The sequence below is a fragment of the Rhizobium sophoriradicis genome, assembly GCF_003939025.1.
GTDB classification, from domain to species: Bacteria; Pseudomonadota; Alphaproteobacteria; order Rhizobiales; family Rhizobiaceae; genus Rhizobium; species Rhizobium sophoriradicis.
Genome location: NZ_RQIH01000010.1, coordinates 214,111 through 239,969 on the forward strand (window position 1 = coordinate 214,111; position 25,859 = coordinate 239,969).

21 protein-coding genes and 1 other RNA gene are annotated in these 25,859 nt (G+C 62.8%); 1 reads left to right on the plus strand and 21 read right to left on the minus strand.

Annotated elements, in window-relative coordinates; all coding sequences use genetic code 11:
- Nucleotides 1-151 precede the first annotated feature (151 nt).
- From EFR00_RS18660 to EFR00_RS18695, 8 genes are all read right to left on the minus strand, one after another.
- Entirely contained in the window at nucleotides 152-679 is a 528-nt protein-coding gene (locus EFR00_RS18660; RefSeq protein WP_038692705.1) for a DUF6886 family protein, read from the minus strand.
- Nucleotides 680-766: 87 nt separating this feature from the next.
- Nucleotides 767-2,440: a DNA repair protein RecN gene (gene recN, locus EFR00_RS18665; protein ID WP_038690111.1), complete on the minus strand. Its 1,674-nt coding sequence runs from the start codon at nucleotides 2,438-2,440 to the stop codon at nucleotides 767-769.
- Between the two features lie 5 nt (nucleotides 2,441-2,445).
- On the minus strand, nucleotides 2,446-3,315 hold the full coding sequence (locus EFR00_RS18670) for an outer membrane protein assembly factor BamD (RefSeq protein ID WP_170961440.1): 870 nt from the start codon (nucleotides 3,313-3,315) through the stop codon (nucleotides 2,446-2,448).
- Between the two features lie 270 nt (nucleotides 3,316-3,585).
- A complete protein-coding gene (gene lpxC / locus EFR00_RS18675) occupies nucleotides 3,586-4,542 on the minus strand; it encodes a UDP-3-O-acyl-N-acetylglucosamine deacetylase (protein ID WP_038690115.1) in 957 nt (318 codons plus the stop codon).
- A gap of 262 nt (nucleotides 4,543-4,804) precedes the next feature.
- Entirely contained in the window at nucleotides 4,805-6,535 is a 1,731-nt protein-coding gene (ftsZ, locus tag EFR00_RS18680) for a cell division protein FtsZ (RefSeq protein ID WP_038690117.1), read from the minus strand.
- Between the two features lie 56 nt (nucleotides 6,536-6,591).
- Nucleotides 6,592-7,923 carry a cell division protein FtsA gene (gene ftsA, locus EFR00_RS18685; RefSeq protein ID WP_004668807.1) on the minus strand — a complete coding sequence of 444 codons (1,332 nt, stop codon included), beginning with the start codon at nucleotides 7,921-7,923 and terminating at the stop codon, nucleotides 6,592-6,594.
- Nucleotides 7,920-8,852, minus strand: a complete 933-nt coding sequence (locus EFR00_RS18690; RefSeq protein WP_039621002.1) for a cell division protein FtsQ/DivIB — start codon at nucleotides 8,850-8,852, stop codon at nucleotides 7,920-7,922. The genes ftsA and EFR00_RS18690 overlap by 4 nt, the downstream gene beginning before the upstream one ends.
- Nucleotides 8,840-9,766, minus strand: a complete 927-nt coding sequence (locus EFR00_RS18695) for a D-alanine--D-alanine ligase (protein WP_009994312.1) — start codon at nucleotides 9,764-9,766, stop codon at nucleotides 8,840-8,842. The genes EFR00_RS18690 and EFR00_RS18695 overlap by 13 nt, the downstream gene beginning before the upstream one ends.
- A 425-nt stretch (nucleotides 9,767-10,191) precedes the next feature.
- Between EFR00_RS18695 and EFR00_RS18700 the strand changes: the two genes are divergently transcribed.
- Nucleotides 10,192-11,121, plus strand: coding sequence for a UDP-glucose 4-epimerase family protein (locus EFR00_RS18700; RefSeq protein WP_077993021.1), 930 nt, complete (start codon nucleotides 10,192-10,194; stop codon nucleotides 11,119-11,121).
- Nucleotides 11,122-11,124: 3 nt separating this feature from the next.
- Here the strand turns inward: EFR00_RS18700 and murB are convergent, their stop codons facing one another.
- The 13 genes from murB to rnpB all read right to left on the minus strand — a co-directional run bounded on the left by murB (nucleotide 11,125) and on the right by rnpB (nucleotide 25,837).
- A complete protein-coding gene (gene murB / locus EFR00_RS18705; protein ID WP_038690123.1) occupies nucleotides 11,125-12,099 on the minus strand; it encodes a UDP-N-acetylmuramate dehydrogenase in 975 nt (324 codons plus the stop codon).
- A complete protein-coding gene (gene murC / locus EFR00_RS18710) occupies nucleotides 12,096-13,511 on the minus strand; it encodes a UDP-N-acetylmuramate--L-alanine ligase (protein WP_077993024.1) in 1,416 nt (471 codons plus the stop codon). The genes murB and murC overlap by 4 nt, the downstream gene beginning before the upstream one ends.
- Nucleotides 13,508-14,632 (minus strand): undecaprenyldiphospho-muramoylpentapeptide beta-N-acetylglucosaminyltransferase, encoded by a 1,125-nt coding sequence (gene murG / locus EFR00_RS18715; protein ID WP_077993025.1) that lies wholly within the window; start codon nucleotides 14,630-14,632, stop codon nucleotides 13,508-13,510. The genes murC and murG overlap by 4 nt, the downstream gene beginning before the upstream one ends.
- Nucleotides 14,633-14,636: 4 nt before the next feature.
- Nucleotides 14,637-15,791, minus strand: a complete 1,155-nt coding sequence (gene ftsW / locus EFR00_RS18720; protein ID WP_038690129.1) for a putative lipid II flippase FtsW — start codon at nucleotides 15,789-15,791, stop codon at nucleotides 14,637-14,639.
- Nucleotide 15,792: 1 nt separating this feature from the next.
- Nucleotides 15,793-17,205, minus strand: a complete 1,413-nt coding sequence (murD, locus tag EFR00_RS18725; protein ID WP_077993027.1) for a UDP-N-acetylmuramoyl-L-alanine--D-glutamate ligase — start codon at nucleotides 17,203-17,205, stop codon at nucleotides 15,793-15,795.
- A gap of 7 nt (nucleotides 17,206-17,212) precedes the next feature.
- The gene (mraY, locus tag EFR00_RS18730) at nucleotides 17,213-18,313 is read right to left on the minus strand and encodes a phospho-N-acetylmuramoyl-pentapeptide-transferase (protein WP_038690133.1); all 1,101 of its coding nucleotides are present in this window, start codon (nucleotides 18,311-18,313) and stop codon (nucleotides 17,213-17,215) included.
- Nucleotides 18,314-18,334: 21 nt separating this feature from the next.
- Nucleotides 18,335-19,774 carry a UDP-N-acetylmuramoylalanyl-D-glutamyl-2,6-diaminopimelate--D-alanyl-D-alanine ligase gene (locus EFR00_RS18735; RefSeq protein WP_077993029.1) on the minus strand — a complete coding sequence of 480 codons (1,440 nt, stop codon included), beginning with the start codon at nucleotides 19,772-19,774 and terminating at the stop codon, nucleotides 18,335-18,337.
- Complete coding sequence (locus EFR00_RS18740; RefSeq protein WP_183738691.1) at nucleotides 19,771-21,291, minus strand: UDP-N-acetylmuramoyl-L-alanyl-D-glutamate--2,6-diaminopimelate ligase; 1,521 nt, start codon at nucleotides 21,289-21,291, stop codon at nucleotides 19,771-19,773. Before EFR00_RS18740 ends, EFR00_RS18735 begins: the two co-directional genes overlap by 4 nt.
- A 6-nt stretch (nucleotides 21,292-21,297) precedes the next feature.
- Complete coding sequence (locus tag EFR00_RS18745) at nucleotides 21,298-23,055, minus strand: peptidoglycan D,D-transpeptidase FtsI family protein (RefSeq protein ID WP_077993030.1); 1,758 nt, start codon at nucleotides 23,053-23,055, stop codon at nucleotides 21,298-21,300.
- A complete protein-coding gene (gene ftsL, locus EFR00_RS18750) occupies nucleotides 23,055-23,531 on the minus strand; it encodes a cell division protein FtsL (protein WP_009992807.1) in 477 nt (158 codons plus the stop codon). The genes EFR00_RS18745 and ftsL overlap by 1 nt, the downstream gene beginning before the upstream one ends.
- A 1-nt stretch (nucleotide 23,532) precedes the next feature.
- The gene (gene rsmH / locus EFR00_RS18755; RefSeq protein WP_077993032.1) at nucleotides 23,533-24,558 is read right to left on the minus strand and encodes a 16S rRNA (cytosine(1402)-N(4))-methyltransferase RsmH; all 1,026 of its coding nucleotides are present in this window, start codon (nucleotides 24,556-24,558) and stop codon (nucleotides 23,533-23,535) included.
- Between the two features lie 17 nt (nucleotides 24,559-24,575).
- Nucleotides 24,576-25,013, minus strand: coding sequence for a division/cell wall cluster transcriptional repressor MraZ (gene mraZ / locus EFR00_RS18760; RefSeq protein ID WP_038690144.1), 438 nt, complete (start codon nucleotides 25,011-25,013; stop codon nucleotides 24,576-24,578).
- 426 nt (nucleotides 25,014-25,439) lie between these two features.
- Nucleotides 25,440-25,837: RNase P RNA component class A (gene rnpB / locus EFR00_RS18765), an RNA gene on the minus strand.
- Nucleotides 25,838-25,859: the final 22 nt, after the last annotated feature.

Here is a 25,859-nt window from a genome sequence, read left to right on the forward strand (position 1 = left end):
CGCGCCCAACGACTTGGGCGCTCTGGATCCCTGTGACGAGCACAGGGATGAGGGCGATCGGGTCAGCGTTCGCGCCAAATTCATACCTCTGGGACGCTTGTCACGGCCTTCAGCGCCAGCAGGAAACACAACAGCTCGCCGCCTCGCCGGCCTATTCCCAGTCTCTCGCATTGCGCAGTCGAATGCCGCTGACATGCAGGCCGGTGTTCCAGAGGTCTTTCAACGGCCGCAGGCTATCGACTGCCCGGAGATCCACCTTGCGTGGCGCAAACTCCTGGTCGAGCCGAGACATGGCGGTCCGCTTGACGGGAACGACGCGTCTGCTGGACACCCACATGCCTGCATCCTTAAGCTCTTCGAAGCCGTCGGACGTCATTTCATAGCGGTGGATCGTCTCCGCCTCGAGCCTGTCCAACCAACGACGCTCGACGAAGGCGACGGCGCGCCAATCACCGAGCCAGCGCCGCCGTTCGGCCTCCGGCGTATCCGGCGTCCCCCACAGTAGGATACGCGGGCAGTCTCGCGGAAAGAGATACATGAAAGCATGATCATCATCGATCGCCCAGACGAGCGGGCCGTTCAGCCATTCCCGGCCAACCGGGCGAACCGAGGGAATGAGAACAGGGCGCGGCTCGAACACCGCGATATCGGGATCATCGCTGAAATGGAAAAGGCGCATGGAAAACGGATCGCGTCTGATCGGGAAGATGCGCATAGCGTGAAGCGCCGTGCTTGTCACGCTACGGCCTTAAATCGGGTTAGGCAATCAGCCGTTGCCGGCCAGCAGCCGCTTGGCGGCCGCCCTCGCCTCTTCGGTTACCGAAGCGCCGGCCAGCATGCGGGCGATCTCCTCGGTGCGGTCCGTCTGAGCCATCGTCGCCACGCGCGTGGCGATCTTTTCCGAACCGTCGTTGGTCGGCCCCTTGGAGATCAGCAGATGAGTCGCCGCCCGCGCCGCAACCTGCGGCGCATGCGTTACCGACAGCACCTGCACCCGATCGGAGAGCCGCTTCAGACGCTGGCCGATCGCATCAGCCACGGCGCCGCCCACACCGGTATCGATTTCGTCGAAGACGAGCGTCGGCGCCGACCCACGATCGGCGAGCGCCACCTTCAGCGCCAGCAGGAAACGCGACAGCTCGCCGCCGGAAGCGACCTTCATGATTGAGCCCGGCCGCGTGCCCGGATTGGTCTGCACATGGAACTCGACGACATCGATACCTTCGGCCAGCGCCTCCTGCGCATCGGTGGTGATCTCGACCATGAAACGGGCGCGTTCGAGCTTCAGTGCCGGCAGCTCGGCCATCACGGCCGCGGCCAGCGCCGTGCCGGCATGATGGCGCTTGTCGGAGAGTGCGCGTGCGGCGGTATCGTAGTTCTCCCGCGCTAGGCCGACCTCGGCTTCGAGGCGCGCGAGCTTCTCCTCGCCCGCGTCGAGATCGGCAAGATCGGCGATCATGCGAACGGCAAGCGCCGGCAGCTCGGTGACCGGCACGGAATATTTGCGCGAAGCGGCTCGCAGCGCGAAAAGCCGTTCCTCTACCCGCTCCAGCTCCCGGGGATCATATTCGGTCTTGCGCAGCGCCGCCTCGACCTCCATCTGGGCATTGGAGAGCTGATCGAGGGCGGCATCGAGCAGCGTCACCGTGTCTTCAAGCAGTCCCGGCGCCTCATGGCTCTTGCGCTCCAGCCGGCGCACCAGCGAGGCGATATGGGGCACCGGTGAGGCATTGCCGTTCAGGAATTCGGAGGCTTCGGCGATATCGCCGGCGATCCGCTCGGCCTTCATCATCTTCTGCCTGCTTTCGGCGAGTTCCTCCTCTTCGCCGTCCTGCGGCGACAGCTTCTCAAGCTCCTCGACGGAAGAACGCAGATAGTCGGCTTCACGCGCCGCGCTTTCCACCTTCTCGCGGTGCTTCTTCAGCGTCCGTTCGCTGTCGCGCCACAGACGATACAGCCGGGAGACCTCTGAGACGTCATCGGTGAGGCCGGCGAAGGCATCGAGCAGGGTGCGGTGGGCATTGGTGTCGACAAGGGCGCGATCGTCGTGCTGGCCATGGATCTCGACCAGCATCTGGCCGGCCTGGCGCATCAGCTGCACGCTGACCGGCTGGTCGTTGACATAGGCCTTGGTGCGCCCGTCCGCCGATTGCTGGCGGCGGAAGATCAGGTCGCCCTCGTCGTCGATGCCGTTTTCTCTGAGCAGCGCGCGGGCGCCGTGGTCCATGCCGACGTCGAACACCGCCGTCACCTGGCCCTTGTCCTCACCATGGCGCACCAGACCGCCGTCGCCGCGCCCGCCGAGCGCCAGCGAAAGACTGTCGAGCAGGATGGATTTGCCCGCCCCGGTCTCGCCCGTCAGCACGGAAAGACCGGTCTCAAAGGCAAGATCCAGCCGCTCGATCAGGACGATATCGCGGATCGAAAGCTGGATCAGCATTGGACTTATGAACCAAGCAGGAGTTTCTTGCCTGCCGCAGCGATCCACGAGCCCTTGTTTTCACGCGGCTCGGCGCCACCGGTCTGCAGCAGCTTGTAGGAATCGGCGTACCACTGGCTGTCGGGGTAGTTGTGACCAAGAACGGCTGCCGCGGTCTGCGCTTCGTCGACGATGCCCATGGCGTAATAGGCCTCAACGAGACGGGCGAGCGCCTCTTCGATCTGGTTCGTATTCGGATATTTCTCGACGACGATGCGGAAGCGCGAAATCGCGGCGAGATATTCCTTCCGCTCCATATAATAGCGGCCGATCTGCATTTCCTTGCCGGCCAGCTGGTCGCGCGCATAGCGGATTTTCGCCTGCGCATCGTCGACATATTCGGAGTTCGGGTAATTGTCGACGACGGCCTGCATCGCTTCGATCGTCTTGGCGGAGGCGCGCTGGTCCTGCGTCACGTCGACGATCTGCTTGGAATAGGTGAGGCCGACGAGATACTGTACGTAAGCGGCATCCTGGGACTTCGGATATTGCGCCATGTAACGGTTGCCCGACGCGAGCGCATCATCGAACTTGCCCTGGCGGTATTTGACGAAGGTGCTCATCACAAGCGCCTTGCGCGCCCATTCGGAGAATGGGTTCTCGCGGTCGATGGCGTCGAACTTGCGCGCCGCTTCCGCCATGTTGCCGGCCTTCATGTTGGCAAGGCCCTGGGTGTAGAGCACATCAGGCGGATCTGTTTCCAGGCCGAGCTTGGTGATGTCGATATCGGGGTCCGACTGGCAACCAGATATAGAGGCGCCTGCGCTGAGCACCAGAAGCGATGCGAACAAAGCGCGCGCTGTCTTCATCATACCTTCAGATCCTGCATAAGCCATTCGAAAGAACCCCACTGCCGCCGCTCGCTCCACGGCAGCTACGCCTCGCTGGCGTTTCTAGCCACAAATGTGCATCGAGAGCAACGCAATGATAAGGCATTAACGCATTTTTGTGGCAGCCGCGGCCGGAAATGCCCGGCTTTTCACCTTCTTGCCGACCTGTTGCAGCTAAGCACCTGCCTTAAAATGCCTATCGCCCCAAACTTGGGGCGACACAAAAAAACCGCCTCCGGGAAAGAGGCGGCCTGGTCTTTGAGAATATGCTGGAGGTCATGCCGACCAGGGAGCGAATTCCGCAGCGCTGACAGCGATCAATTCCCGCGCAGCGACGCGCTGGCGCGGCGTCGAGGTCTCGACCACTTCGTAAGCGGAGGGATCGGCGAGCAGCGCCTTCAGCGCATTGGCGTTCATCTTGTGGCCGCCACGATAGGAACGGTAGCAACCGATAAACTGGACGCCGGCGAGCGACAGGTCGCCGACGGCATCGAGCGTCTTGTGGCGGACGAACTCGTCCTTGGCGTAACGCAGCCCTTCGACGTTGATGACGGTGTTGTCATCCGAGATGACGACGGAATTTTCCAGCGACGAGCCGAGCGCATGGCCCGAAGCCCAGAGCCGCTCTACATCGCGCATGAAGCCGAAGGTGCGGGCGCGGGAAAGCTCGGTCTTGAAGACCGCGGCGCTCATGTCGCCGGCCCATTTCTGCCGACCGATCAGCGGGCAGTCGAAATCGATTTCCACTTCGAAGCGTGTGCCGTCATAGGGACGGAATTCGCTCCAGGAACCGCCATGCTCGATTCGCACCGGCTTGGTGATGCGGATATAGCGACGCTTGACGCCGAGCGAGACAAGACCGACCTGCTCGATCGCCTCGACGAAAGGCAGCGAACTGCCGTCCATGATCGGCATTTCGGCGCCCTGCACTTCGATCACCACATTGTCGAGGCCGAGCGCATAGATGGCGGCCATGACATGTTCGATCGTCGCAACCGAATGCGTCGGTGAAAAGCCGAGCACTGTGCAGAGGTCGGTATTGCCGACCTGCGAGGAGACGGCCTTCAGTTCGGTGATGTCGCCATTGTCATGCAGGCGCTGGAAAACGACGCCGGTGTCCGATTCGGCCGGGTTCAGCGTGATCGAGACATTAGCACCCGAATGGACCCCGATGCCCGAGAGCGTCACGGGACGCGATACCGTCGTTTGAAAACCCAGCAAGCCAATTGCCATAAAATCTGCCTTTATTCTTCCGCTCCAGTGATCTGACCCACGGCGCGGTTATCATTCATTCTGCAGAAGGAGCCTTGTTGAGGAGTCTCCTAGGGCAGTTTCCTTGCACCATACTTACGTGCGCCGGCCTCCCAATCCAAATCACTGTTTCTTTCGCATTGTTACGAAGTCACACAATTGAAATCGCTGGAGAATCCGAGGCCGAAAAACAGCAATGCCCGGGACCTGGATCCCGGGCATAAACGGTGCCGAAGCCCCGATCTCAGTTCGACTGGCGGCGCAGGAATGCCGGGATTTCCAGCTGGTCGTCTTCCTGCATCATCCGGGCCTGCGGAACCGCGCGACCCTGATCGTCGAGATTGCCGCGGCGCGGCGCATAGAGGCTTGCCTCCGGCGACAGCGGACGGCGCTGCTGCGAAGCAGCCGGCGGTGCGGCAGTCATGTCGGCTGCAACCGCGTCATCGTCGCGGCGTCCCAGCGAATTGGTGATTCGCTTGAGCAGACCCATTGGGCCGCGCTCTTCCTGGCCATGCGCGGAAGCCGCCTGCGTGCGGTGGTCGAGCTCGGCCTGGACGACCGGCGGGAAGTCTTCGACCTTCGGCATGCGCATCGGCTCGGGCGCCTGACGAATGACGGGCTCCTGCCGGACCGGCTGCGGCTGGATGGGCTGCTGCTGGATGGGCTGGCTCATCACCGGCTGGCTCATCACCGGCGCCGGAGCCTGCTGCGGCACCTGAGGACGCATGGCCGGAGCCTCCGGTGCAGGCGCGAAGATCTTGCTCTGCGGACGGAAGACTTCCTGCTGCGCAGCAGGCTGCTGAAGCGGTGCGGCGGCACGCGGGGCCGGGATTTCGAGCTCGCGTTCCATCTCGGCTTCGCGGATGGTCTGCGCGATCGGATCAATGGCCTTTGGTGCCTGCATCACCGGCGCAGGCTGAACTGCGGCCGCTGCCGGAGCAACAGCCGCGGAGGGACGGATAGCGGGCTTGGCAGCCGGCTGGAAGTTGCGCTCGGCAGCTTCGCTGATCGCCCGGTCGATACCAGTCGCGACGACCGAGACGCGGATGATGCCCTCGAGCGATTCGTCGAAGGTGGCGCCGAGGATGATGTTGGCGTCGGGATCGACTTCCTCGCGGATACGGGTCGCGGCTTCATCGACTTCGAAGAGCGTAAGGTCGCGACCGCCGGTGATCGAGATCAGCAGGCCCTGGGCGCCCTTCATCGAGGTTTCGTCGAGCAGCGGGTTGGCGATCGCCGCTTCGGCGGCCTGCAGTGCGCGGCCGGCGCCGGAGGCTTCGCCGGTGCCCATCATCGCGCGGCCCATTTCGCGCATGACCGAGCGGACGTCGGCGAAGTCGAGGTTGATGAGACCTTCCTTCACCATCAGGTCGGTGATGCAAGCAACGCCCGAATAGAGAACCTGGTCGGCCATGGCGAACGCGTCGGCGAAGGTCGTCTTGTCGTTGGCAATGCGGAAGAGGTTCTGGTTCGGAATGACGATCAGCGTGTCGACAGACTTCTGCAGTTCCTGGATGCCCATCTCGGCGAGACGCATGCGGCGGCCGCCTTCGAAATGGAACGGCTTGGTGACGACGCCGACTGTCAGGATACCCTTGTTGCGGGCGGCCTGCGCGACAACAGGAGCAGCACCGGTACCCGTACCGCCGCCCATGCCGGCGGTGACGAAGCACATATGCGTGCCGTTCAGGTGATCGACGATTTCGTCGATGCACTCTTCCGCAGCCGCGCGGCCGACTTCCGGCTGCGAACCGGCGCCGAGGCCTTCGGTGACGTTGACGCCGAGCTGGATGATACGCTCGGCCTTCGTCATCGTCAGCGCCTGCGCATCCGTGTTGGCAACGACGAAGTCGACGCCCTGGAGGCCGGCGGTGATCATGTTGTTGACGGCGTTGCCGCCACCGCCGCCGACGCCGAACACGGTGATGCGCGGCTTCAGCTCTGTGATGTCAGGCTTTTGCAGCTTGATTGTCATGGTACCTGTTCCTTCTCTCTCTGGCCGCATCGCCACGCCGGCCAATTACTCAAATTTCAGAAGCTTTCCTTCAGCCACTGGCCCATCCGGGCTATGCGGCTGTTATTTCCCCCAAGCGACATGAGCAGACCGCTCTGTGACGCATGTGTCTCCATGTCCGCCACCTGCGGATAGATCATCAGGCCGACGGCCGTCGAAAAGGCCGGACCCTTGGCCGCCGTCGGCAATCCCGAAACGCCCATCGGACGGCCGATGCGGACATTGCGGGCAAGGATGCGCCGCGCCACTTCGGCGAGGCCGGTCAGCTGGCTTGCACCGCCAGTCAAGACGACGCGCTTGCCGACGATCGGGCTGAAGCCGGAGCGCTGGATCCGGTCGCGGATCAGTTCCATCGTCTCTTCGATTCGCGCCGACACGATTCGCGAAACCAGCGCCCGCGGCACCTGCGACGGCTGGTCGCGATCATCCTCGCCGATCGGCGGGATCGAGATCAGCTCGCGCTCGTCGGAGGAGTTCGAAAGTGCCGAGGCGTGCACGACCTTCAGCCGCTCCGCATCCTCGATGCGAGTCGAAAGGCCGCGCGCCAGGTCTGTGGTGACGTGATGGCCGCCGAGGCCGACGGCATCCGTATGTACGAGCTTGCCTTCGGCAAAGACCGAAATGGTCGTCGTGCCGCCGCCCATGTCGATCGCCGCGCAGCCGAGCTCGACCTCGTCATCGACGAGAGCGGCAAGGCCGGATGCATAGGGCGTCGCGACGATGCCCTCGACCGAAAGATGCGCGCGGTTGACGCTGAGCTCGAGGTTCTTCAGCGCCGAGCGCTCTGCCGTCACCACATGCATGTCGACGCCGAGCGCATCGCCATACATCGCCAGCGGATCGCGGATACCGCGCTCGCCGTCGAGCGAGAAGCCCGTCGCCAGCGAATGCAGCACCGAACGGTCCTGGCGCAGCGATTGCTGGCAGGCGGCCGACAGTACCTTCTTCAAATCGTTGAGCTCGACTTCCTGGCCGCCGAGATCGATCGTCGCCGTGTAGATGTCGCTTCCAAGGCGGCCGGCCGTCAGGTTGACGATCAGGCTCTCGACGGTCAGCCCCGCCATGCGCTCGGCCGCATCGACGGCGAGGCGGATGACGCCTTCCAGCGCGTCGAGGTCGGCGATAACGCCGGTCTTGATGCCGCGGGAGCGCTGGTGGCCGATGCCGATGATCTCGATATTGTGCGTGCGGCCCGGCAGGATCTGGCTTTCCTCGCGCGGCGTCAGCCGGCCGATCATGCAGACGACCTTGGTCGAGCCGATGTCCAGCACCGAAACGATATGAGACCGCTTCGACGAGAGCGGCTTCAGGCGCGGCAGTCCGAAATGGGATGAACCGAACAAGCTCATATATTCTGCCCCGACTTCTTCAATTCCTTCGTACGCTCCGTTACCGCCGCCTGCCGGCGGACCGCCGCTTCCGGCGTCAGCTGGATCGCGGTCCTGTCCGGCAATCTCAGATCGACCGCAGCGATGTCGCGCTCCAGCAGCTGGTGCTGCTCATCGAACTTCGAAAGTGTGGCCAGCGCCTGATCGATGCCGTCTTCCGGCAGCTTGACGATGACGCCGTTATCCATGTGCAGGTCCCAGCGACGTCCCGATATCCAGACATAGGCCTTCACGCGGGCCTTCACGTCGGGCCACTTCGAGAAGGCCTCGTCGAGCGAAGCCGCAGCCGTTTCCGCATCGCGGCCGACGACGAGCGGCAGCGACGAAAACTTGTTGTCGCGCAGCGGCGCGATGACGCTGCCGTTCTTTTCGATCAGCGAAAGCTCCTGCCCGTGCTGCCAGATCGCATAGGCTTGGCGCTCCTTGAGCTTCACCTCGATCGTCTTCGGATAGACCTTGCGGACCTCGACGCTTTCGACCCAGGGAAGATGGGCGATCTTCCGGCGAGCGGCATCGACGTCGAGCGCGACCAGCGAGGTCGTGCCGTCGAGGCCGATCAGCTGCAGGATTTCGATTTCGGAAGTTTCCGAATTGCCGGAGACCTTGACGTCCTCGATCGCAAAACCGGCGGCCGTCGTCGTCGCCTGGGCTACCGCTTCCGTGTGACCGCCGAGCGACATGCCGTAAAGCCCGGTCGCGCCTAAGAAAGCCAGCGCCGCAACGGTGCCGGTATGGGCCGGGATATAGATGCGGCCGCCGCCGAGGCTGATCAGGAAACGAGTGACGCGACGCAGTGGACGCGGCAGGACGAATCGCTCCTCGGCCTCCACGGTCGGAAGCACAGCATGATGGCTGGGACGCCCTATCCTCTTGACCGTCAACGCAAACAAGACGCGTCCTCCACCATCCACCGGAGAAATTCACCAAAGGAATAACCGGCATGGCCGGCCATTTCGGGCACGAGCGAGGTTGGAGTCATGCCAGGCTGGGTATTGACCTCCAGCCAGATGATTTCGCCGTCTTCGGAGAAACGATCGTCGTAACGAAAGTCGGACCGACTGACGCCGCGACAACCGATTGCCTGATGCGCCCTTACGGCCAATGTTTGTATTTTTTGGTAAATATTCGGTGAAATTTTCGCCGGGATGACGTGTTTTGAACCGCCCACCGCATACTTGGAATCGTAATCATAGAAATTGTGTCCCAGCGGCACCACCTCGGTGACGCCAAGCGCAGTCTCGCCCATGACACCGCAGGTCAGTTCGCGGCCGTAGACGTAGCGTTCAACGAGAACCTCCTCGCCATAGTGCCACTCGGGCGAGCTGACGACCTGCGGCGGATGCGCCTGATCTTCCGTGACGATGACGACGCCGAAGCTCGACCCTTCGCGAACCGGCTTCACCACATAGGGCGGCCTCATCGGATGCGCTGAAGGAAAGGCGAAACGGTTGACGACCTGTGATTCGGCAACCGGAATGCCGGCAGCGGCAGCGACAAGTTTTGCCTTGTCCTTGTCCATCGCCAACGCCGAGGCGAGCACGCCCGAATGCGTATAGGGAATTTCCAGATATTCGAGGATGCCCTGGATGGTGCCATCCTCGCCAAAGGGCCCATGAAGCGCGTTGAAGACGACATCGGGCTTCAGCGCCGCAAGTTTCTCGGAAACGTCGCGCGCGACATCGATGCACGTCACCTTGAAGCCTTCGGCTTCGAGGGCTGCTGCGCAAGCCTTTCCCGAGGAAAGGCTGACGGGCCGTTCCGAGGAAAATCCGCCCATCAGGACAGCGACATGCTTGCGACTCATCAACACCCCCAAAAATAACTTTCACTTTTGAAAACGACGCTTGCGCGAAGCTGTCTGCGCCGTTTCGGGCCTTTGTCCGATCTGCATGCATTAGAGCATCATTATGGTTAATGAAGTGTTTACTTTCGTTAACTTCCATCTCGGAAATTGGCGATCTTTTACCTTTTGCTCATTTCGCCACCATTCCGACGCAAGCGGGGGTGGACCCCGAGCGGAGGCGAAAAATCCTATGTCTTCAACAAGATATGGTGCCGCGCTGACCCGCGATGGCCTCAGTCGAAGGACCGAGATGCCATCCCTTAATGGCCGCCGCCCGCAGGATTAATTAATGCGGAGAGCCGCAGCATTCGGTCCGCCCTGCTTTTTTATTGATGCGGGTCTGACTTCCGGTTAGCCAAGGCCGATGGATGAGCAGGGAGAAGATCATGCGATGCCTCGTCACCGGCGCTGCCGGCTTCGTCGGTAGTCCGCTTGTCAAACGGCTGCACGCAGAGAAGATTTGTGATCTGGTGGTCACCACCAGATCCCAAACGTCTGCCTTTCCTGATGATGTCAGGCATTTTCCGATAGACATAACCGACAGGACCGACTGGGCGGCGGCACTTGCAGGCGTCGACGTCATCCTCCATCTTGCCGCCCGCGTTCACATCATGAACGACCGCGCAGCCGATCCGCTGGCGGAATTCCGCCGGACCAACACCGCCGCCACACTCAACCTTGCCGAACAGGCGGCCCGCGCCGGCGTGAAGAGATTCGTCTTCGTCAGCACCATCAAGGTCAATGGCGAAGAGAACGATCGGCCGTTCCGGCATGACGACACGCCGAAGCCGATCGATCCTTACGGCATTTCGAAGCTTGAAAGCGAAATCGGTCTGCGCGAAATCGCCGCCCGCACCGGTATGGAAATCGTCGTCATCCGCCCGCCGCTGGTCTATGGGCCCGGCGCAAGAGGCAACTTCGCCCTTCTTGTCGGGCTCGTCCGCAAGCGGATACCGCTCCCCTTCGCTTCACTGAAGAACCGCCGCACATTGGTGGCTGTGCAAAATCTCGTCGATCTGATCATCACCTGCGCGGCGCATCCGGCCGCCGGCGGCGGGATTTTCCTCGCTGGAGATGGTGAGGACCTGTCGACTCCGGAGCTCATCCGGGGAATCGCGGCGGGGCTCGGCGTCAAGCCGATGCTGGTCCCCTTCCCGTCTGCATTGCTGCACATGGCGGCGAAGTCTGTCGGGAAGGAGGCCGTCTATCAACGCCTTTGCGGTTCGCTGCAGGTCGACATATCCGAGGCACGCAAGGTTCTCGGCTGGACGCCGGTCGTCACGCCGCGCCAAGGCCTGAAACTGGCGGTGAAGTAGCCGTTATTCGCTGGTGACGCCCTGGAACGGGCGCACTTCGCGGCCGGGCATGAAGACACCGAGGCGCTTGATTTCCCATTCGAGCTTGATGCCATCTTTCTCGAAGACCTCGCGGCGCACCTGCTCGCCAAGATATTCGAGATCGTAGCCGGTCGCCTGCCCCATATTGATCATGAAGTTGCAGTGAAGCGACGACATCTGCGCGCCACCAATGACGAGGCCGCGGCAGCCCGCCTCGTCGATCAGCTTCCAAGCCGAGTGGCCGGGCGGGTTCTTGAAGGTCGAGCCGCCGGTCTTCTCGCGCACCGGCTGCACCGTCTCGCGATGATTGCGCACGGCATCCATCTCGGCGCGGATCTGGGCGCGATCCTCTGGATAGCCCTCGAACAGCACCGAGGTGAAGATAAGGTCGGCAGGGGCTGCGGAATGCCGGTAGGAATAGCCCATCTCGGCATTGGAAAGCACATGCTTGTTGCCCTTGCGGTCGACCGCGTTGACCTCGATCAGCCGCTCGCGCGTCTCCACCCCGTTGGCGCCGGCATTCATGCGCGCCGCGCCACCGATGGCGCCGGGAATGCCGTAGTAGAAATGAAAGCCGCCGATGCCGTTGTCCATCGCCATCGCCGCCACATGCTTGTCCGGGCAGATGGCGCCGGCAAGGATGCGGTTTTCACCGGCCAGCTCGACGAAGCCGAAGCCCTTCGCCGACAGGCGCAGCACGACGCCGGGAATGCCGCCGTCGCGCACCAGGATATTGGAGCCGACGCCGATCACCGTCAGCGGCACCTCTTCCGGCAGGATCTTCAGGAAGGCGATGAGATCGTCGACATCATGCGGCTGGAACATCAGCTCGGCGAGCCCGCCGGCCCTGAACCAGGTGACGCGGTCCATGGGGGCATCCGGCGTGATGCGACCGCGGATATCCTTTACACCGTCTCCGAGAGACGCGAGAAGCTTTTCCCCATTCACCTGTTTCATGCGGACTTTCCCGATAGGCCTTCCAGTTGTCTGGGCAGTGCCGCTGCCCAGGATGTGATGCTCCCAGCCCCCAACAAAACCACGAAATCGCCAGGCTTTGCAACCTCTGCAACCATCTGCGGCAGAAGCTCGGCCGAAGACAGGAAGCGGGCGTCGCGATGGCCGCCGGATTTGATGCGCGAGACGAGCGACGTGGAGTCGGCGCCTTCGATTGCATCCTCGCCTGCCGCATAGACGGGCGCCAGAAAAATGCTGTCGGCATCGTTGAAGCAGGCCGCGAATTCCTCGAATAGGCTTGCGAGACGGCTGTACCGGTGCGGCTGGTGGACGGCGATGATGCGGCCCTTGCAGGCCTCGCGGGCCGCGCGCAGCACCGCCTTGATCTCGACCGGATGGTGGCCGTAATCGTCGAAGATCTGCACTCCGTTCCATTCGCCCGTCAAGGTAAAGCGGCGCTTGACGCCGCCGAAGGAGGCAAGCCCCTTGGCGATATCTTCACTCGATATGCCAAGCCGGTTGGCGACGGCGATCGCCGCCGTCGCGTTGGAAATATTGTGCCGCCCGGGCATCGGCATGACCAGCCCCTTGAGCTCGGTCACCTGGCCGGTGCGGCGGCGGCGGATCTCGACATCGAAGATCGAGCGCGTGCCGTCGATTCGCACATTCTTGAAGCGCACGTCGGCCTGCGGGTTCTCGCCATAGGTGATGATCTTGCGGTCCTCGATGCGGCCGACCAGCGATTGTACTTCGGGGTGGTCGAGGCACATGACGCCGAAACCGTAAAACGGCACGTTCTCGACGAACTGCCGGAAGGCGGCGCGCACCGCATCGAAATTGCCGTAATGGTCGAGATGTTCGGGGTCGATGTTGGTGATGACGGCGACATCTGCCGGAAGCTTCAGGAAGGTGCCGTCCGATTCGTCGGCCTCGACCACCATCCACTCGCCCTCGCCCATGCGGGCATTGGTGCCGTAGGCGTTGATGATGCCGCCGTTGATGACGGTCGGGTCGAGCCCGCCGGCCTCGAGCAGGGTCGCCACCAGCGAGGTCGTCGTCGTCTTGCCGTGGGTGCCGCCGATGGCAATCGCATTGCGGAAGCGCATCAGCTCGGCAAGCATTTCGGCGCGGCGCACCACCGGCAGCAGCTTTTCACGGGCGGCGATAAGTTCCGGATTGCTCTTCTTGATCGCCGTCGAGACGACGACGACTTCGGCATCACCCAGATTTTCAGCCCGATGGCCGACGAAGACTTCGATGCCCTTGTCGCGCAGGCGCTGGACATTGGCGCTGTCGGTCTGGTCCGATCCCTGCACCTTATGGCCGAGATTGTGCAGCACCTCGGCAATGCCGCTCATCCCGATGCCGCCAATGCCGATGAAATGGACGAGACCGATCGCCTTCGGCAGTTTCATGCGCGTGTCCTCTTGAATTCTGAGACTGTCTTGCCGGCGGCAATAGCCTCAACCATGTCGGCAAGCAAGTTCGCCGCATCCGGTTTCCCGGCAAGCTTCGCAGCCGCCGCCATGTGCGACAGCTTTTCCGGATCGTTCATCACATGGCTCAGTATAGAGGCGATGCGTTCAGGCGAAAGCTCGGACTGAGCGATCACCTTGGCGCCGCCGGTCGCAGCCAGTGCGGCGGCGTTCGCCGCCTGATCATGATCGAGCGCATGCGGATAGGGCACCAGGATGGCCGGACGGCCGATGACGGAGATTTCCGAAACCGTGGAAGCGCCGGAGCGGCAGATTACCAGATGCGCTTTGGCAAGACGCTCAGCCATGTCGCTGAAAAACGGCGCGATATCCGCACCCATCTGCAGCTGCGCCACACAGCCGCGAACCATCTCCATGTCCTCCGGCCGAACCTGCTGGGTCACCCTGAGCCGCGCCCGCAGCCCGTCGTCGAGCAGGCTGATTGCCGTTGGCATGGCCTTGGAGAAATACTGCGCGCCCTGGCTGCCGCCGAAGACGACGAGATTGAACGGCTCGCCGGGCTGGGAAGGCTGATACGGCTGTTCGGCCGCGGCAAGGATCGCAGGACGCACCGGATTGCCGGTCGCAACCGTCTTGTCGGAAATAACATCGCCGCTTTCCTGCAGAAAGCCGCCGGCAATCGCCTTGACGCGCGGGGCCAGCGCCTTGTTGGCGCGCCCCATGACGGCATTCTGCTCATGCAGCATCGAGGCAATACCGAGCCGCGTGGCGGCCAGCAGCGGCGGCACGGTGGGGTAACCGCCGAAACCGACCACGATAACGGGCTTTAGCCGCTGGATCAGCTTCTTGGCCGCCCGCATGCCGCTCCAGAGGGTCCACAGCGAGCGGGCGACGGCGACAGGGTTCTTCGAACCGATCGTCGCCGACGGTACAACGTGGATCTCCTCGGCGGGGAACTTGCCGGCATAACGCTCGGCCCGGCTGTCGGTGACGAGATGCACCGAATAGCCGCGCTCCTTCAGCTTGAAGGCCAGCGCCTCCGCCGGGAACACATGGCCGCCGGTTCCCCCGGCGGCAAGCAGCACGATGCCTTTGCTCATACGCTTACTCCGCCGGCATGCCGTGCGGGACGCGGAAAAGGCTCCGCTCCTGCGCACGTTTTTCCGGACGATGGCGCGTCAGCGCCAGAATGAAACCGGCGGTGACGCAGATCGCCACCATGGACGAGCCGCCGTAGGAAATCAGCGGCAGCGTCATGCCTTTTGCCGGCAGCAGCTCGAGGTTGACGCCTATGTTGATGATCGACTGGATCCCAAGCTGCAATACCAGGCCGGCGACGGCAAAACGGTTGAAATCATTGCGTTCGCGATATGCATGCGACAAGCCGCGCAGCACCAGCACGGTAAACAGGGCGACGAGCGCAATGCAGAAGACGATACCGAATTCTTCGGCCGCGACCGAAAAGATGAAGTCGGTATGAGCGTCGGGGATGATGCGCTTGACGATGCCTTCGCCCGGCCCCTGGCCGAACCAGCTGCCGCGGATGATCGCCTCACGCGCCGTGTCGATCTGGAAGGTGTCGCCCTCGCCGGTCATGAACTTGTCTATTCGGCCGGCAACGTGCGGAAAGACGTAATAGGCGCTGAGCAGGCCTCCGGCGCCGCCGATACCGAGTAGCACGATCCAGATCCAGGGCATGCCGGCCATGAAGAACATCCCGCCCCAGACGGCCGTCGTCAGGATGGTCTGGCCGAGGTCCGGCTGTGCGACGAGAAGTGCCGCGACGATGCCGAACAGAATGATAGCGAAGAGATTGCCGGGAATTTCAGGCTGGCGCGCATGTTCGGCAAACAGCCAGGCGCAAACGACGACGAAGGCAGGCTTCATGAATTCCGAGGGCTGGATGGATAGGCCGGCGATCCAGATCCAGCGCCTGCCGCCCTTGACCTCCTGCCCGACGAACAGCACCAGCACCATCATGGCGAGCGAAATGATCAGCAGCAGGATCGCGGTTCGCCGCACCTGGCGCGGCGTCAGGAACGACAGCCCGAGCATAACGGCGATCGACGGGATCATGAAGGCCGCGTGACGCTTGACGAAGTGGAAAGGCTCGAGCCCGATGCGCTCGGCGACCGCGGGAGATGCCGCGAAGGACAGCATGAAGCCGATGCCCATCAGGAAGATGAACATCGCCAGGAAGAAGCGGTCGATGGTCCAGAACCAATCGGCCAGAGGCCCACGTTCCGCGCGGCTTACCATGTCATTTCTCTCCTGCTACAGGACCGATCAGCATCGTCGTTCCGTCAAGTGCCGCCACGTGGCTGACGAAGGCATCGCCCCTGACTTCGAAGTTCTTATACTGGTCGAAGCTTGCGCAAGCCGGGGATAACATCACGGCCGAAGCAGCCGCCTCGTCGCGATCCGCGTCGGCTGCGGCATGCGCGACTGCGCGCTCCAGCGTTCCCGAAATTTCGTAGGGAACGGCCTCGCCGAGTGTGGCGGCGAATTCCGCCGCCGCCTCGCCGATCAGATAGGCTTTGGCGATGCGCGGGAAATAGGGAGCGAGCGTCGTGATGCCGCCAGATTTCGGCAGGCCGCCGGCGATCCAGTAGATGCGATCATAGCTCGAAAGCGCTGGCGCCGCTGCATCGGCATTGGTGGCCTTGGAATCGTTGACGAAGACGACACGGCCGCGTCTGCCGACCGGCTGCATGCGGTGCTTGAGGCCGGGGAAGGAGGCAAGGCCGGCGCGGATGTCGTCGGCGGAAACCCCTACGGCAAGACAGGCGGCGACCGCAGCCGCGGCGTTTTGCGCATTGTGGCTGCCGCGCAGCGTCTGAATACCGTCGAGATCGACGAAGGGCAACATGGCACCGCCGGCGGCCTGAATGAGTTTCGTGCCCTCGGCATAGATGCCCTCGGCCACCACGTTGCGGCGCGAGATGCGGACCACCTTAACGCCTGCCCGCTCGACGCGGTCAGCGATCAACGCCGAATGGCTGTCGTCGACGCCGACCACCGCGACATCGCTGCCGGCGACCAGCCGTTCCTTGACGTCGGCATAATGCTGCATCGTGCCGTGACGGTCGAGGTGGTCGGGCGTCAGGTTGAGCAGAATGCCGGCCGAGGGGTTCAGCGTCGGCGCCAGATCGATCTGGTATGACGAGCATTCGACGACGAAATAACGCCCCGCCTTCGGCGGGTCGAGCGTCAGCACCGCTGTGCCGATATTGCCGCCGAGCTGCGTGTCGTAGCCTGATGATTTCAGGATGTGGGCAATCAGCGCCGTCGTCGTCGACTTGCCGTTGGTTCCTGTGATGGCGATGAACGGGCAGTCCGGTGCATGGGCGCGACGCTCGCGCACGAAGAGCTCGACATCGCCGACGATGTCGACGCCCGCGGCCCGCGCGAGATCGACCGTCCAGTGCGGCTTCGGATGGGTAAGCGGCACGCCGGGCGACAGCACGAACAGCGCCTGCTGGCTCCAGTCGATCATGTGCAGGTCTTCGGTACCGATGCCTTCGGCGGAAGCCTTGGCGACGCTGTCGGGATTATCGTCCCAGGCAGTCACATCGGCTCCGCCGGCGATCAACGCACGTGCGGTGGCGAAACCGGAGCCGCCGAGCCCGAAAAGCGCGACCTTCCTGTCTTTCAGCGTCGTGACCGGGATCATCGCCGCCTCACCGGAGCTTCAGCGTCGAGAGGCCGAGCATGGCAAGGCCGACGGCGATGATCCAGAAGCGGATCACCACCTGACTTTCCGTCCAGCCCTTCTTCTCGAAGTGATGATGAATCGGCGCCATCAGGAAGACGCGCCGGCCGGTCATCTTGAAGAAGCCGACCTGGATGATGACCGAGAGCGTCTCCATGACGAAGAGGCCGCCGATGATCGCCATGACGATCTCGTGTTTGGTGGCGACGGCGACGGTGCCGATCGTGCCGCCGAGCGCCAGCGACCCGGTGTCGCCCATGAAGATGGCGGCCGGCGGCGCATTGAACCAGAGGAAGCCGAGGCCCGCCCCGATGACGGCGCCGAGCACGACGGCAAGCTCGCCGGTGCCGGGCACGAAATTGATCTGCAGGTAGTTCGCAAACACGACGTTGCCGGCGAGATAGGCGATGACGCCGAAGGAGGCGGCGGCGATCATCACAGGCACGATGGCGAGCCCATCCAGGCCGTCGGTCAGGTTAACGGCATTGCCGGCGCCGACGATGACGAAGCCGCCGAACACCACGAACATGATGCCGAGATTGATCAGGAAGTCCTTGAAGAAGGGAAAGGCGATCGAGGAGCCGAAGGTCGAGCCGGCGCTCCCCGAGGCAAGGGCGGTGCGCATCATGAAGTAGACGGCGATGCCGGCGATGATGAACTCGATGCCGAGACGGGCCTTGCCGGAAAAGCCCATGTGGCTCTGCTTCGTCACCTTGAGATAATCGTCATAGAAGCCGATGGCGCCGAAGCCGAGCGTCACCAGCAGCGTGGCAACGACATAGACGTTGGAAAGATCGGCCCAGAGCAGCGACGCGCCGACAATGCCGGCCAGGATCATCAGCCCGCCCATGGTCGGCGTGCCAGCCTTCTTGAAATGCGTCTGCGGCCCGTCTGCGCGGATCGGCTGACCCTTGCCCTGCCGGATGCGCAGCGAATTGATGATGGTCGGCCCGAACAGGAACACGATCAATGCGGAGGTGAAGAGAGCGGCGCCCGTGCGGAAGGTAATATATCTGAACAGGTTCAGGAATTTGAAATATTCCGACAGTTCGACAAGCCAGATCAGCATTCAGGGCCCCTTGTTACCCGGTCAACGTTCGCGTTGCGTGTCGGAAAATGCCGGGAACTTGTCAAGAAGCGCGGCGACGATCTTGCCGAAACCGATGCCCAGAGACGATTTCACCATCAACACGTCGCCTGGCGCGACCGAGTTCAGTACATAATCCGTCAATTCGCTGGTCTTTTCGCGATACTCGACATGGACGCTTTCCGGCAATGATTCCTTCAGCGCGGCCATGTCGGCGCCTGCGAGCCAGACATGTTCGATGCCGGCCGCAAGCAGCGGCCCGGCGAGATCGGTGTGAACCTTCTCGGCATACTCGCCCATTTCGAGCATGTCGCCGAGCACGGCGATGCGGCGGCCGCGGCCGGTCGGCTCGGCAGCCGCCAGCAGCGCGATCGCCGCGCGCATTGAGGCCGGGTTGGCGTTGTAGCTCTCGTCGATCAGCGTAAAGCTGCCGTTGCCGCCGCCAATCGAGAGCCGGTGGCGCTTGCCCCTGCCCTTTTCCGGCTTCAGCGTCGCAAGCGCTGCGATTGCCTTCTCGATGTCGGCGCCGACAATCCTGACGACACCGAGTGCGGCAAGTGCATTTTCGGCGATGTGCCGGCCCGGCGCGCCGAGCGCCACCTCGAGCGTCTCGCCGCCGATCGTCAGCCACAGAGTCGAATTCTCGTCCGAGCCGTTGAACTCCGCGAGCCGGAATTCGGCTTTCGCATGCTGGCCGAAGGAATGGATATGCTCGATGCCGAGCGACTGCGCCGTGCGGTCGAGGAAATTGAACTGGTCGTTGTCGCGGTTGAGCACGACATGACCGCCGGATTCGAGCCCTTCGAAGATCTCGGCCTTGGCGGCGGCGATCTCCTTGATGTTCTTGAAATTGCCGAGATGAGCCGGCGCGATTGTCGTGATGACGGCGACGTCGGGGCGGATCATCGACACCAGCGGCCGGATCTCGCCCGGATGATTCATGCCGACTTCGAAGACACCATAATCCGTGTCGCCAGGCATGCGCGCCAGCGTCAGAGGAACGCCCCAATGATTGTTGAAGGAAGCAACAGACGCGTGCACCTTGCCGGAAGGCGACAGCACCTGCCGCAGCATTTCCTTGGTGGTGGTCTTGCCGACCGATCCCGTCACCGCGATGATCCGGGCCCGCGAGCGCTCGCGCGAGGCAAGGCCAAGCTTGCCAAGAGCCGCGAGCACGTCTTCCACGACGATCATCGGCACCGTCAAGCGGCCCATGGCCGGAAGCCTCGCCTCACTGACGACAAGCAGGGAGGCGCCGTTCGCCATCGCCATTGACGCGTAGTCGTGACCGTCGACGCGGTCACCCTTGATCGCGAAGAAGGCTTCGCCCGGGCTGATCGAGCGGCTGTCGATGGAAATGCCGGTGATGCCTTCGGGCAGCGTGCCGAAAGGGCGCCCCGCCATCGCTGCGATCATGTCTTCGGTGGTCCAGAGCCAGCTCAAGATTTCAGTTCCTCCAACGCCTTGCGCACCTCCGCATGATCGGAGAACTGCAGTGTGACGCTCCCGATCGTCTGCCCTTCCTCATGCCCCTTGCCGGCGACGATCAGCGTATCGCCCGATGTCAGCATGGCGACCGCCTCGCGGATGGCGATGGCGCGATCGGCGATTTCCGCGGCGCAAGGCGCGGCTGCCATGATCTCCGCCCGGATCGAGGCCGGCTCTTCCGAGCGCGGATTGTCGTCGGTGACGATGACCACATCGGCAAGCCGGCAGGCGATTTCGCCCATGATCGGCCGCTTGCCGCGGTCGCGGTCGCCGCCGCAGCCGAACACGACGACGACGCGGCCCGTGGTGAAGGGTCGGACCGAGCTCAGCACATTTTCCAGCGCATCCGGCTTATGGGCATAATCGACATAGGCGAGCGCGCCATCTTTCGTATGGCCGACGAGCTCGAGACGGCCGGAGGCGCCGACGAGTTTTTCGAGCGCAGCCATCGCAACTTTCGGCTCGACGCCGGTCGACATGGCAAGCCCGGCCGCGACTAGTGCGTTGGCGACCTGGAAATCGCCGGCCAGCGGAATATCCACCTCGAAGATCTCGTCGCCGATATGGATCTCCGCCATCTGTTTGTGGCGGAAATGCTCGACGCGTTTGAGCGTGAGGTAATCGCCCTTGCGCCCGACGGTACGGACATCATGTCCGGCATCGGCCGCAGCCTTGATCGCTTGGGCCGACCAGGGGTCGTCGGCAAAGATCACCGCCGGCGCACCCTTCGGCAGCAGCGTGTCGAACAGCCGCATCTTGGCGGCCATATAGGCCTCGACGGTCGGATGATAGTCCATGTGGTCGCGGCCGAGATTGGTGAAGGCGGCGGCGGCGAGCTTGACGCCGTCAAGCCGGCACTGGTCGAGACCGTGGCTGGAAGCCTCCATCGACGCATGCGTGACGCCTTCGTCGGCAAGTTCAGCCAGAAGCTTGTGCAACGACACCGGATCGGGCGTCGTCAATGCGCCATATTCGTTGCGCGTCGGCGAAACCACGCCCGTTGTGCCGATCATCGCGGCCGCATGGCCTGCATGCGCCCAGATCTGACGGGTGAACGAGGCGACGGAGGTCTTGCCCGCCGTGCCGGTGACGGCGACCATGGTCTCGGGCTGCCTGCCGTAGAACCGCGCGGCGGCGATCGAAAGGAAGCGACGCGGCTCCTTGACCGCAAGCACCGGAATGGAAGCATCGACCGGCTGGGAGGCGATCGCGACGGCAGCGCCTCGGCCGGCGGCATCGACGATGAAGCCCGCGCCGTCCGCCTTTGTGCCGGCGACCGCGACGAAGGCGTTGCCCGGCGCCACATGACGGCTGTCCGAAGACAGGCCTGAAATATTAAGCAGGCCTGCTGGGCCTTCGAGCTGTGCTTCAAGTTCCGGAAACTGATCTCCGGCCAGGTCTCGCAATTTCATCGAATGCACTTTTCTCTCTTGAAGCCGGTTCACCCCTCGCGAATCGGCGCCGATATTCATTCACGCTCAATAAGACACCAGCAAGGCCGATCCGCCCTCCCCAAATTTCGGCTCGATGCCGAGAATGGGGGCGGCGCGACGGATGATATCACGGGCGATGGGACCGGCCGTACCGGCGGAGAGCGTTCCGCCATATTGCTTTTCGCCTGTCTTCGGCTCGTCGCAGAAGGTGATCACGGCATATCGGGGATTGTCGATCGGGAAGGCGGCAATGAAGGAATTGAAGTTCAGCGACGAGGAATACCGACCGTTCACCACCTTGTCGGCCGTACCCGTCTTGCTGCCGACGCCGAAGCCGGGTACGCGGGCCACGCGCCCGGAACCCTTGTAGCCGTTGAAATCGAGGAGATAGCGGACGGCGTCGCTGGTCGACTTCTTGAGGACCTGCGTGGCGATCTGGTCGGCTTGTTCGCGCGTGCGCGGCAGGAATGTCGGCTCGATTAGCTTGCCGCCGTTGACGAGGGCGGCGGCCGCCACGCCGGTCTGCAGCGCCGTCGTCGAGACGCCGTGGCCGAAGGAAATCGTGATCGAATTGATCTTCTTCCAGACGCGCGGCTGGCTCGGCATCTTCACTTCCGGAAGCTCGGTCTGCATTTTCGTCAGCAGGCCGAGCTTGGTCAGATAATCCTTCTGCGAATCGATGCCGACGATGTCGATGACGCGCGCCGTGCCGATGTTCGACGAATACTGGAAAATCTCAGGCACGGTCAGCCAGCGGCGCTGCCCGTGAAAGTCATGGATGGTGAAGCCACCGATATAGATCGACTTGCTGGCATCGAATGTGTCGGTCATCTTCACCTTGCCGCTGTCGAGCGCCATCGCCAGCGAAAAGGTCTTGAAGGTCGATCCCATTTCGAAGGTGCCGTTGGTCATTCGGTTGAGCCAGCCTTCCTTGGCGCCCTCCTGCGGATTGTTCGGATCGAAGTCCGGCGCCGATGCCATGCCGAGCACTTCCCCGGTATGGACGTCGATGACGGCAGCGCCTGCGCCCTTGGACTGGAAATTGTTGACGGCGTTGATGACCGCATCGCGAACGATGTTCTGCACGCGCAGATCGATCGAAAGCCGCACCGGCTCCAGCGGCTGGTCGCTGGTCATACCGACCGAGGCGAGATCGGCAAGCCCCTGGTCGTCGATATATTTCTCCATGCCGGCGACACCACGGTTGTCGATGTTGACGTAGCCGAGAATGTGCGCGGCGGTCGGTCCGCCGGGATAGAAGCGGCGCTTCTCCGGCCGGAAGCCGATGCCGGGAATGCCGAGCGCCAGGATCTGGCTCTGCTGCTTCGGCGTCAGCTGCCGGCGCAGCCAGGCGAAATGCGAGGTCTTGACCGAGAGCTTCTTATAGGTGTCCCTGACGTCGAGTTCGGGCAGGACGCTCGAAAGCTTCTCCACAGCCTCGTCGACGTCGACGATCTTGTTCGGCTCGGCAAACAGCGAGACGGTGCGGATATCGGTCGCCAGCACCTCGCCGTTGCGGTCGAGGATATCGGGGCGCGAAGCCATCAGCCGGTCGGGCGGCAGGATGCTGGAGACGACCTCCTGATCCTTCATCGCATATTCGACGAGGCGGCCACCGATGACGGCGTAGACGCCCATGAAACCCAAGATCAGCAGACCGACGCGGCTTTTCGCCTGCCCGGATTTTTTCTTGCGCGACCCCTCGATCGCCAGACCGGCGGAGGGGCCGCCGAAACGGTTATAGACGCCGGCGGAGAAATGCGCCTGGCTCTTCAGGACCATGATGCGGGAAAGAAACGACATTATTCCACCGACCCCGTTTCGATCTCGTCTGCCTCATCCTCAACGACACCGTGCTGCTCGACGCCGGCGCGCGGGGCGGGCGTCGGAACGGGCTGCGCTTTGGCAGCACCGCCCGCACCCTTGGCGCTGGCTACGGTCGCGCCTTTGGCGCTGGCCTTGGCCTCCGTCACATCAGGTACGGGAACCTCCGATTTCAGCATCGGCAACTCCTTGGCATGCACGAGCGCCGTCGATTCCGTCGGCTGCAGCTGCAGCTCGGCATTATAGGCATTGACCAGCCGCTCCAGCCGGTTCGGCTGCGATTGCAGCGCCCAGTCGGCCTTGAGAAGGTCGATCGTATCCTTCTCGAGCTTGATCTCGGCTTCGAGGCGGTGAACCTCCTCGAGCTTCAATTCGGCGCGATGCTTGATCGTATAGGTGACGGCGGCAGCTGCCGTCATGACGCCGATGAGCACGAGATCGAACGTCTTCAGCATGTCAACCTCCAAGCTTTCCGAGAGTGGCAAGATTGGGAAACCCGAACAGCGACATATCCGCCGGCTCCGTGGCGGCATCCGTCCTGAGGCCGGCGCGCAGCTTGGCGGAGCGGGCGCGCGGATTGACCTCGGCCTCCGCCTCGCTCGCCGACACCATCGGCTTGCCGATCACCGTGAAAGTCGCAGCCCGCTCATGCGCGGCCGGCAGGTGCCGCGATCCCGTCGCCTTGCCGGCGCGGTCGGAGAAGAATTTCTTAACGATGCGGTCTTCAAGCGAATGAAAGGTGACGACGACGAGCCGCCCGCCGGGTTTCAGCGCTCGTTCCGCCGCAAACAGCGCCTGCGCCAATTCGCCGAGTTCATCATTGACGAAGATGCGCAGCGCCTGGAAGACGCGCGTCGCCGGATGGATCTTGTCCTTCATCTTGCGTGGGGTGACCAGCTCGATGAGACCGGCAAGGTCACGCGTCGTCTCGAACGGCTTTTCGGCACGGCGCTTCTCGATCGCATGCGCGATACGCGGCGCTTGGCTTTCCTCGCCCAGAAAACGAAAGATGCGGATGAGATCGGCGACCTTGGCGCGGTTGACAACGTCGGCTGCCGAAATGCCTGCCGCCGACATGCGCATGTCGAGCGGCCCGTTCTTCTGGAAGGAGAAGCCACGCTCGGCCTCATCAAGCTGCATGGAGGAAACGCCGATGTCGAGAACGACGCCATCGAGCCCGCCCTGCGGCGCATGATCGGCCAGATGCGAGAATTGCGAATGAACGAGCCTGAGACGGCCGCCATGGGCGGCGACCATCGCCTGCCCCGCCGCTATTGCCGTCGGATCGCGATCGAGCGCGATCACCTCGGCGCCGGCGGCAAGAATGGCCGAGGTGTAGCCACCCGCACCGAAAGTACCGTCGAGGATGAGTTTGCCGGGCGCGGGCGCCAGCGCCGCGAGGACCTCTTCGAGAAGAACAGGAATGTGACGAACCGGTCCGCCACCGGCATCAGTTGAACCTCCGCCAGGATTCGCCACCATTCCGTTCCCTCGTCCTTTCAGGAACGCTTGCCCGCCAGCTTGCGCTCCCCACGTGCCTGCGCCTGCGCCGCCAGAAATTCCTGCGGCTGCCAGAGCTGAAAATGATCCGCCCGACCGACGAAGGTCACTTCGTCCGAGATACCGGTAAAGCCGCGGATGAAATCCGTGACCATCAGCCGCCCCTCGGCGTCGAGCTTCATGAAAACCCCGCCTCCATGAATGAGAAGCGACATCTCGTTCGCATCCGGCGAAAACGGATCCTCCGCAGCAATCTGCCGTTCGAATCTTTCGAGAAGATCCGGACCGCCGACGCTGACCGCCGGAAACACAAAGTCCTGGAAGCAATAGAGCTCCTGGACATTGCGCTGCGCCAGCACGGAACGGAACGCCGACGGCACGGAAACCCTGCCCTTGGCGTCGATCCTGTTGGTCGCATTCGAAAGGAAGCGGCTCATCACTCGAAACATCCGTTCCCGCAGGGATCCGGACCAAAAGACGCCCGAAACTCCCGATATCAGGCACAGCTTCGCAAGCCGGATGAGCGAAAACCCCTCCGACGCTCCCAGAGAGGAAGACGCCTTTGCTTTGCGATGAATGGGCAGGTGATTGCCCTGGTGCAGTGCGAGTTTGGGATAGCATGGGACCATATGGGCGTCAATGGGATGCGCCTGCTTTGCAACAGACGCATGATCAAAAATTTATAAGCCGTTAAGTTTAACAAAGGGTTAGGATCACCCTCCCGGAAGGGACGCGCGACGATGCTTTCGCAAAAACGATTTTCGCGCAGCGGATTGTATGAGCATCCGCTTGAAAACTGTCGATTTCAGCGGCTTACACGGAGGTGATTCGTCGAATCGGAGATTTTCGCGCCACGAAAGTTAATCGCCAGTTGGCCTGTAAGCCGGGTTCTGTATGGCTCCGGCGTGAACCGGAACGTGGCAGCCATTCCTCTGGGACAGCGTTCGCACGCTGCCTCGCGCAACCCACCCGGATGACTGGCCTGGAAACCGGCCGGAAGGCCCTTCGGCCCGCCGCGTCATCCCTATTCGGTCTTGCTCCCGGTGGGGTTTACCGTGCCATATCCGTTGCCGGAAATGCGGTGGGCTCTTACCCCACCCTTTCACCCTTACCTGTCATGACAGGCGGTTTGCTTTCTGTGGCACTTTCCCTGAGGTCGCCCTCGCCGGACGTTATCCGGCACCGTGTCTCCGTGGAGCCCGGACTTTCCTCACTCTACCGCCTTTCGGCATTGGTAAAGCGCGGCTGCCCGGCCAACTGGCAGGGCTCCCATAAACGAGAGT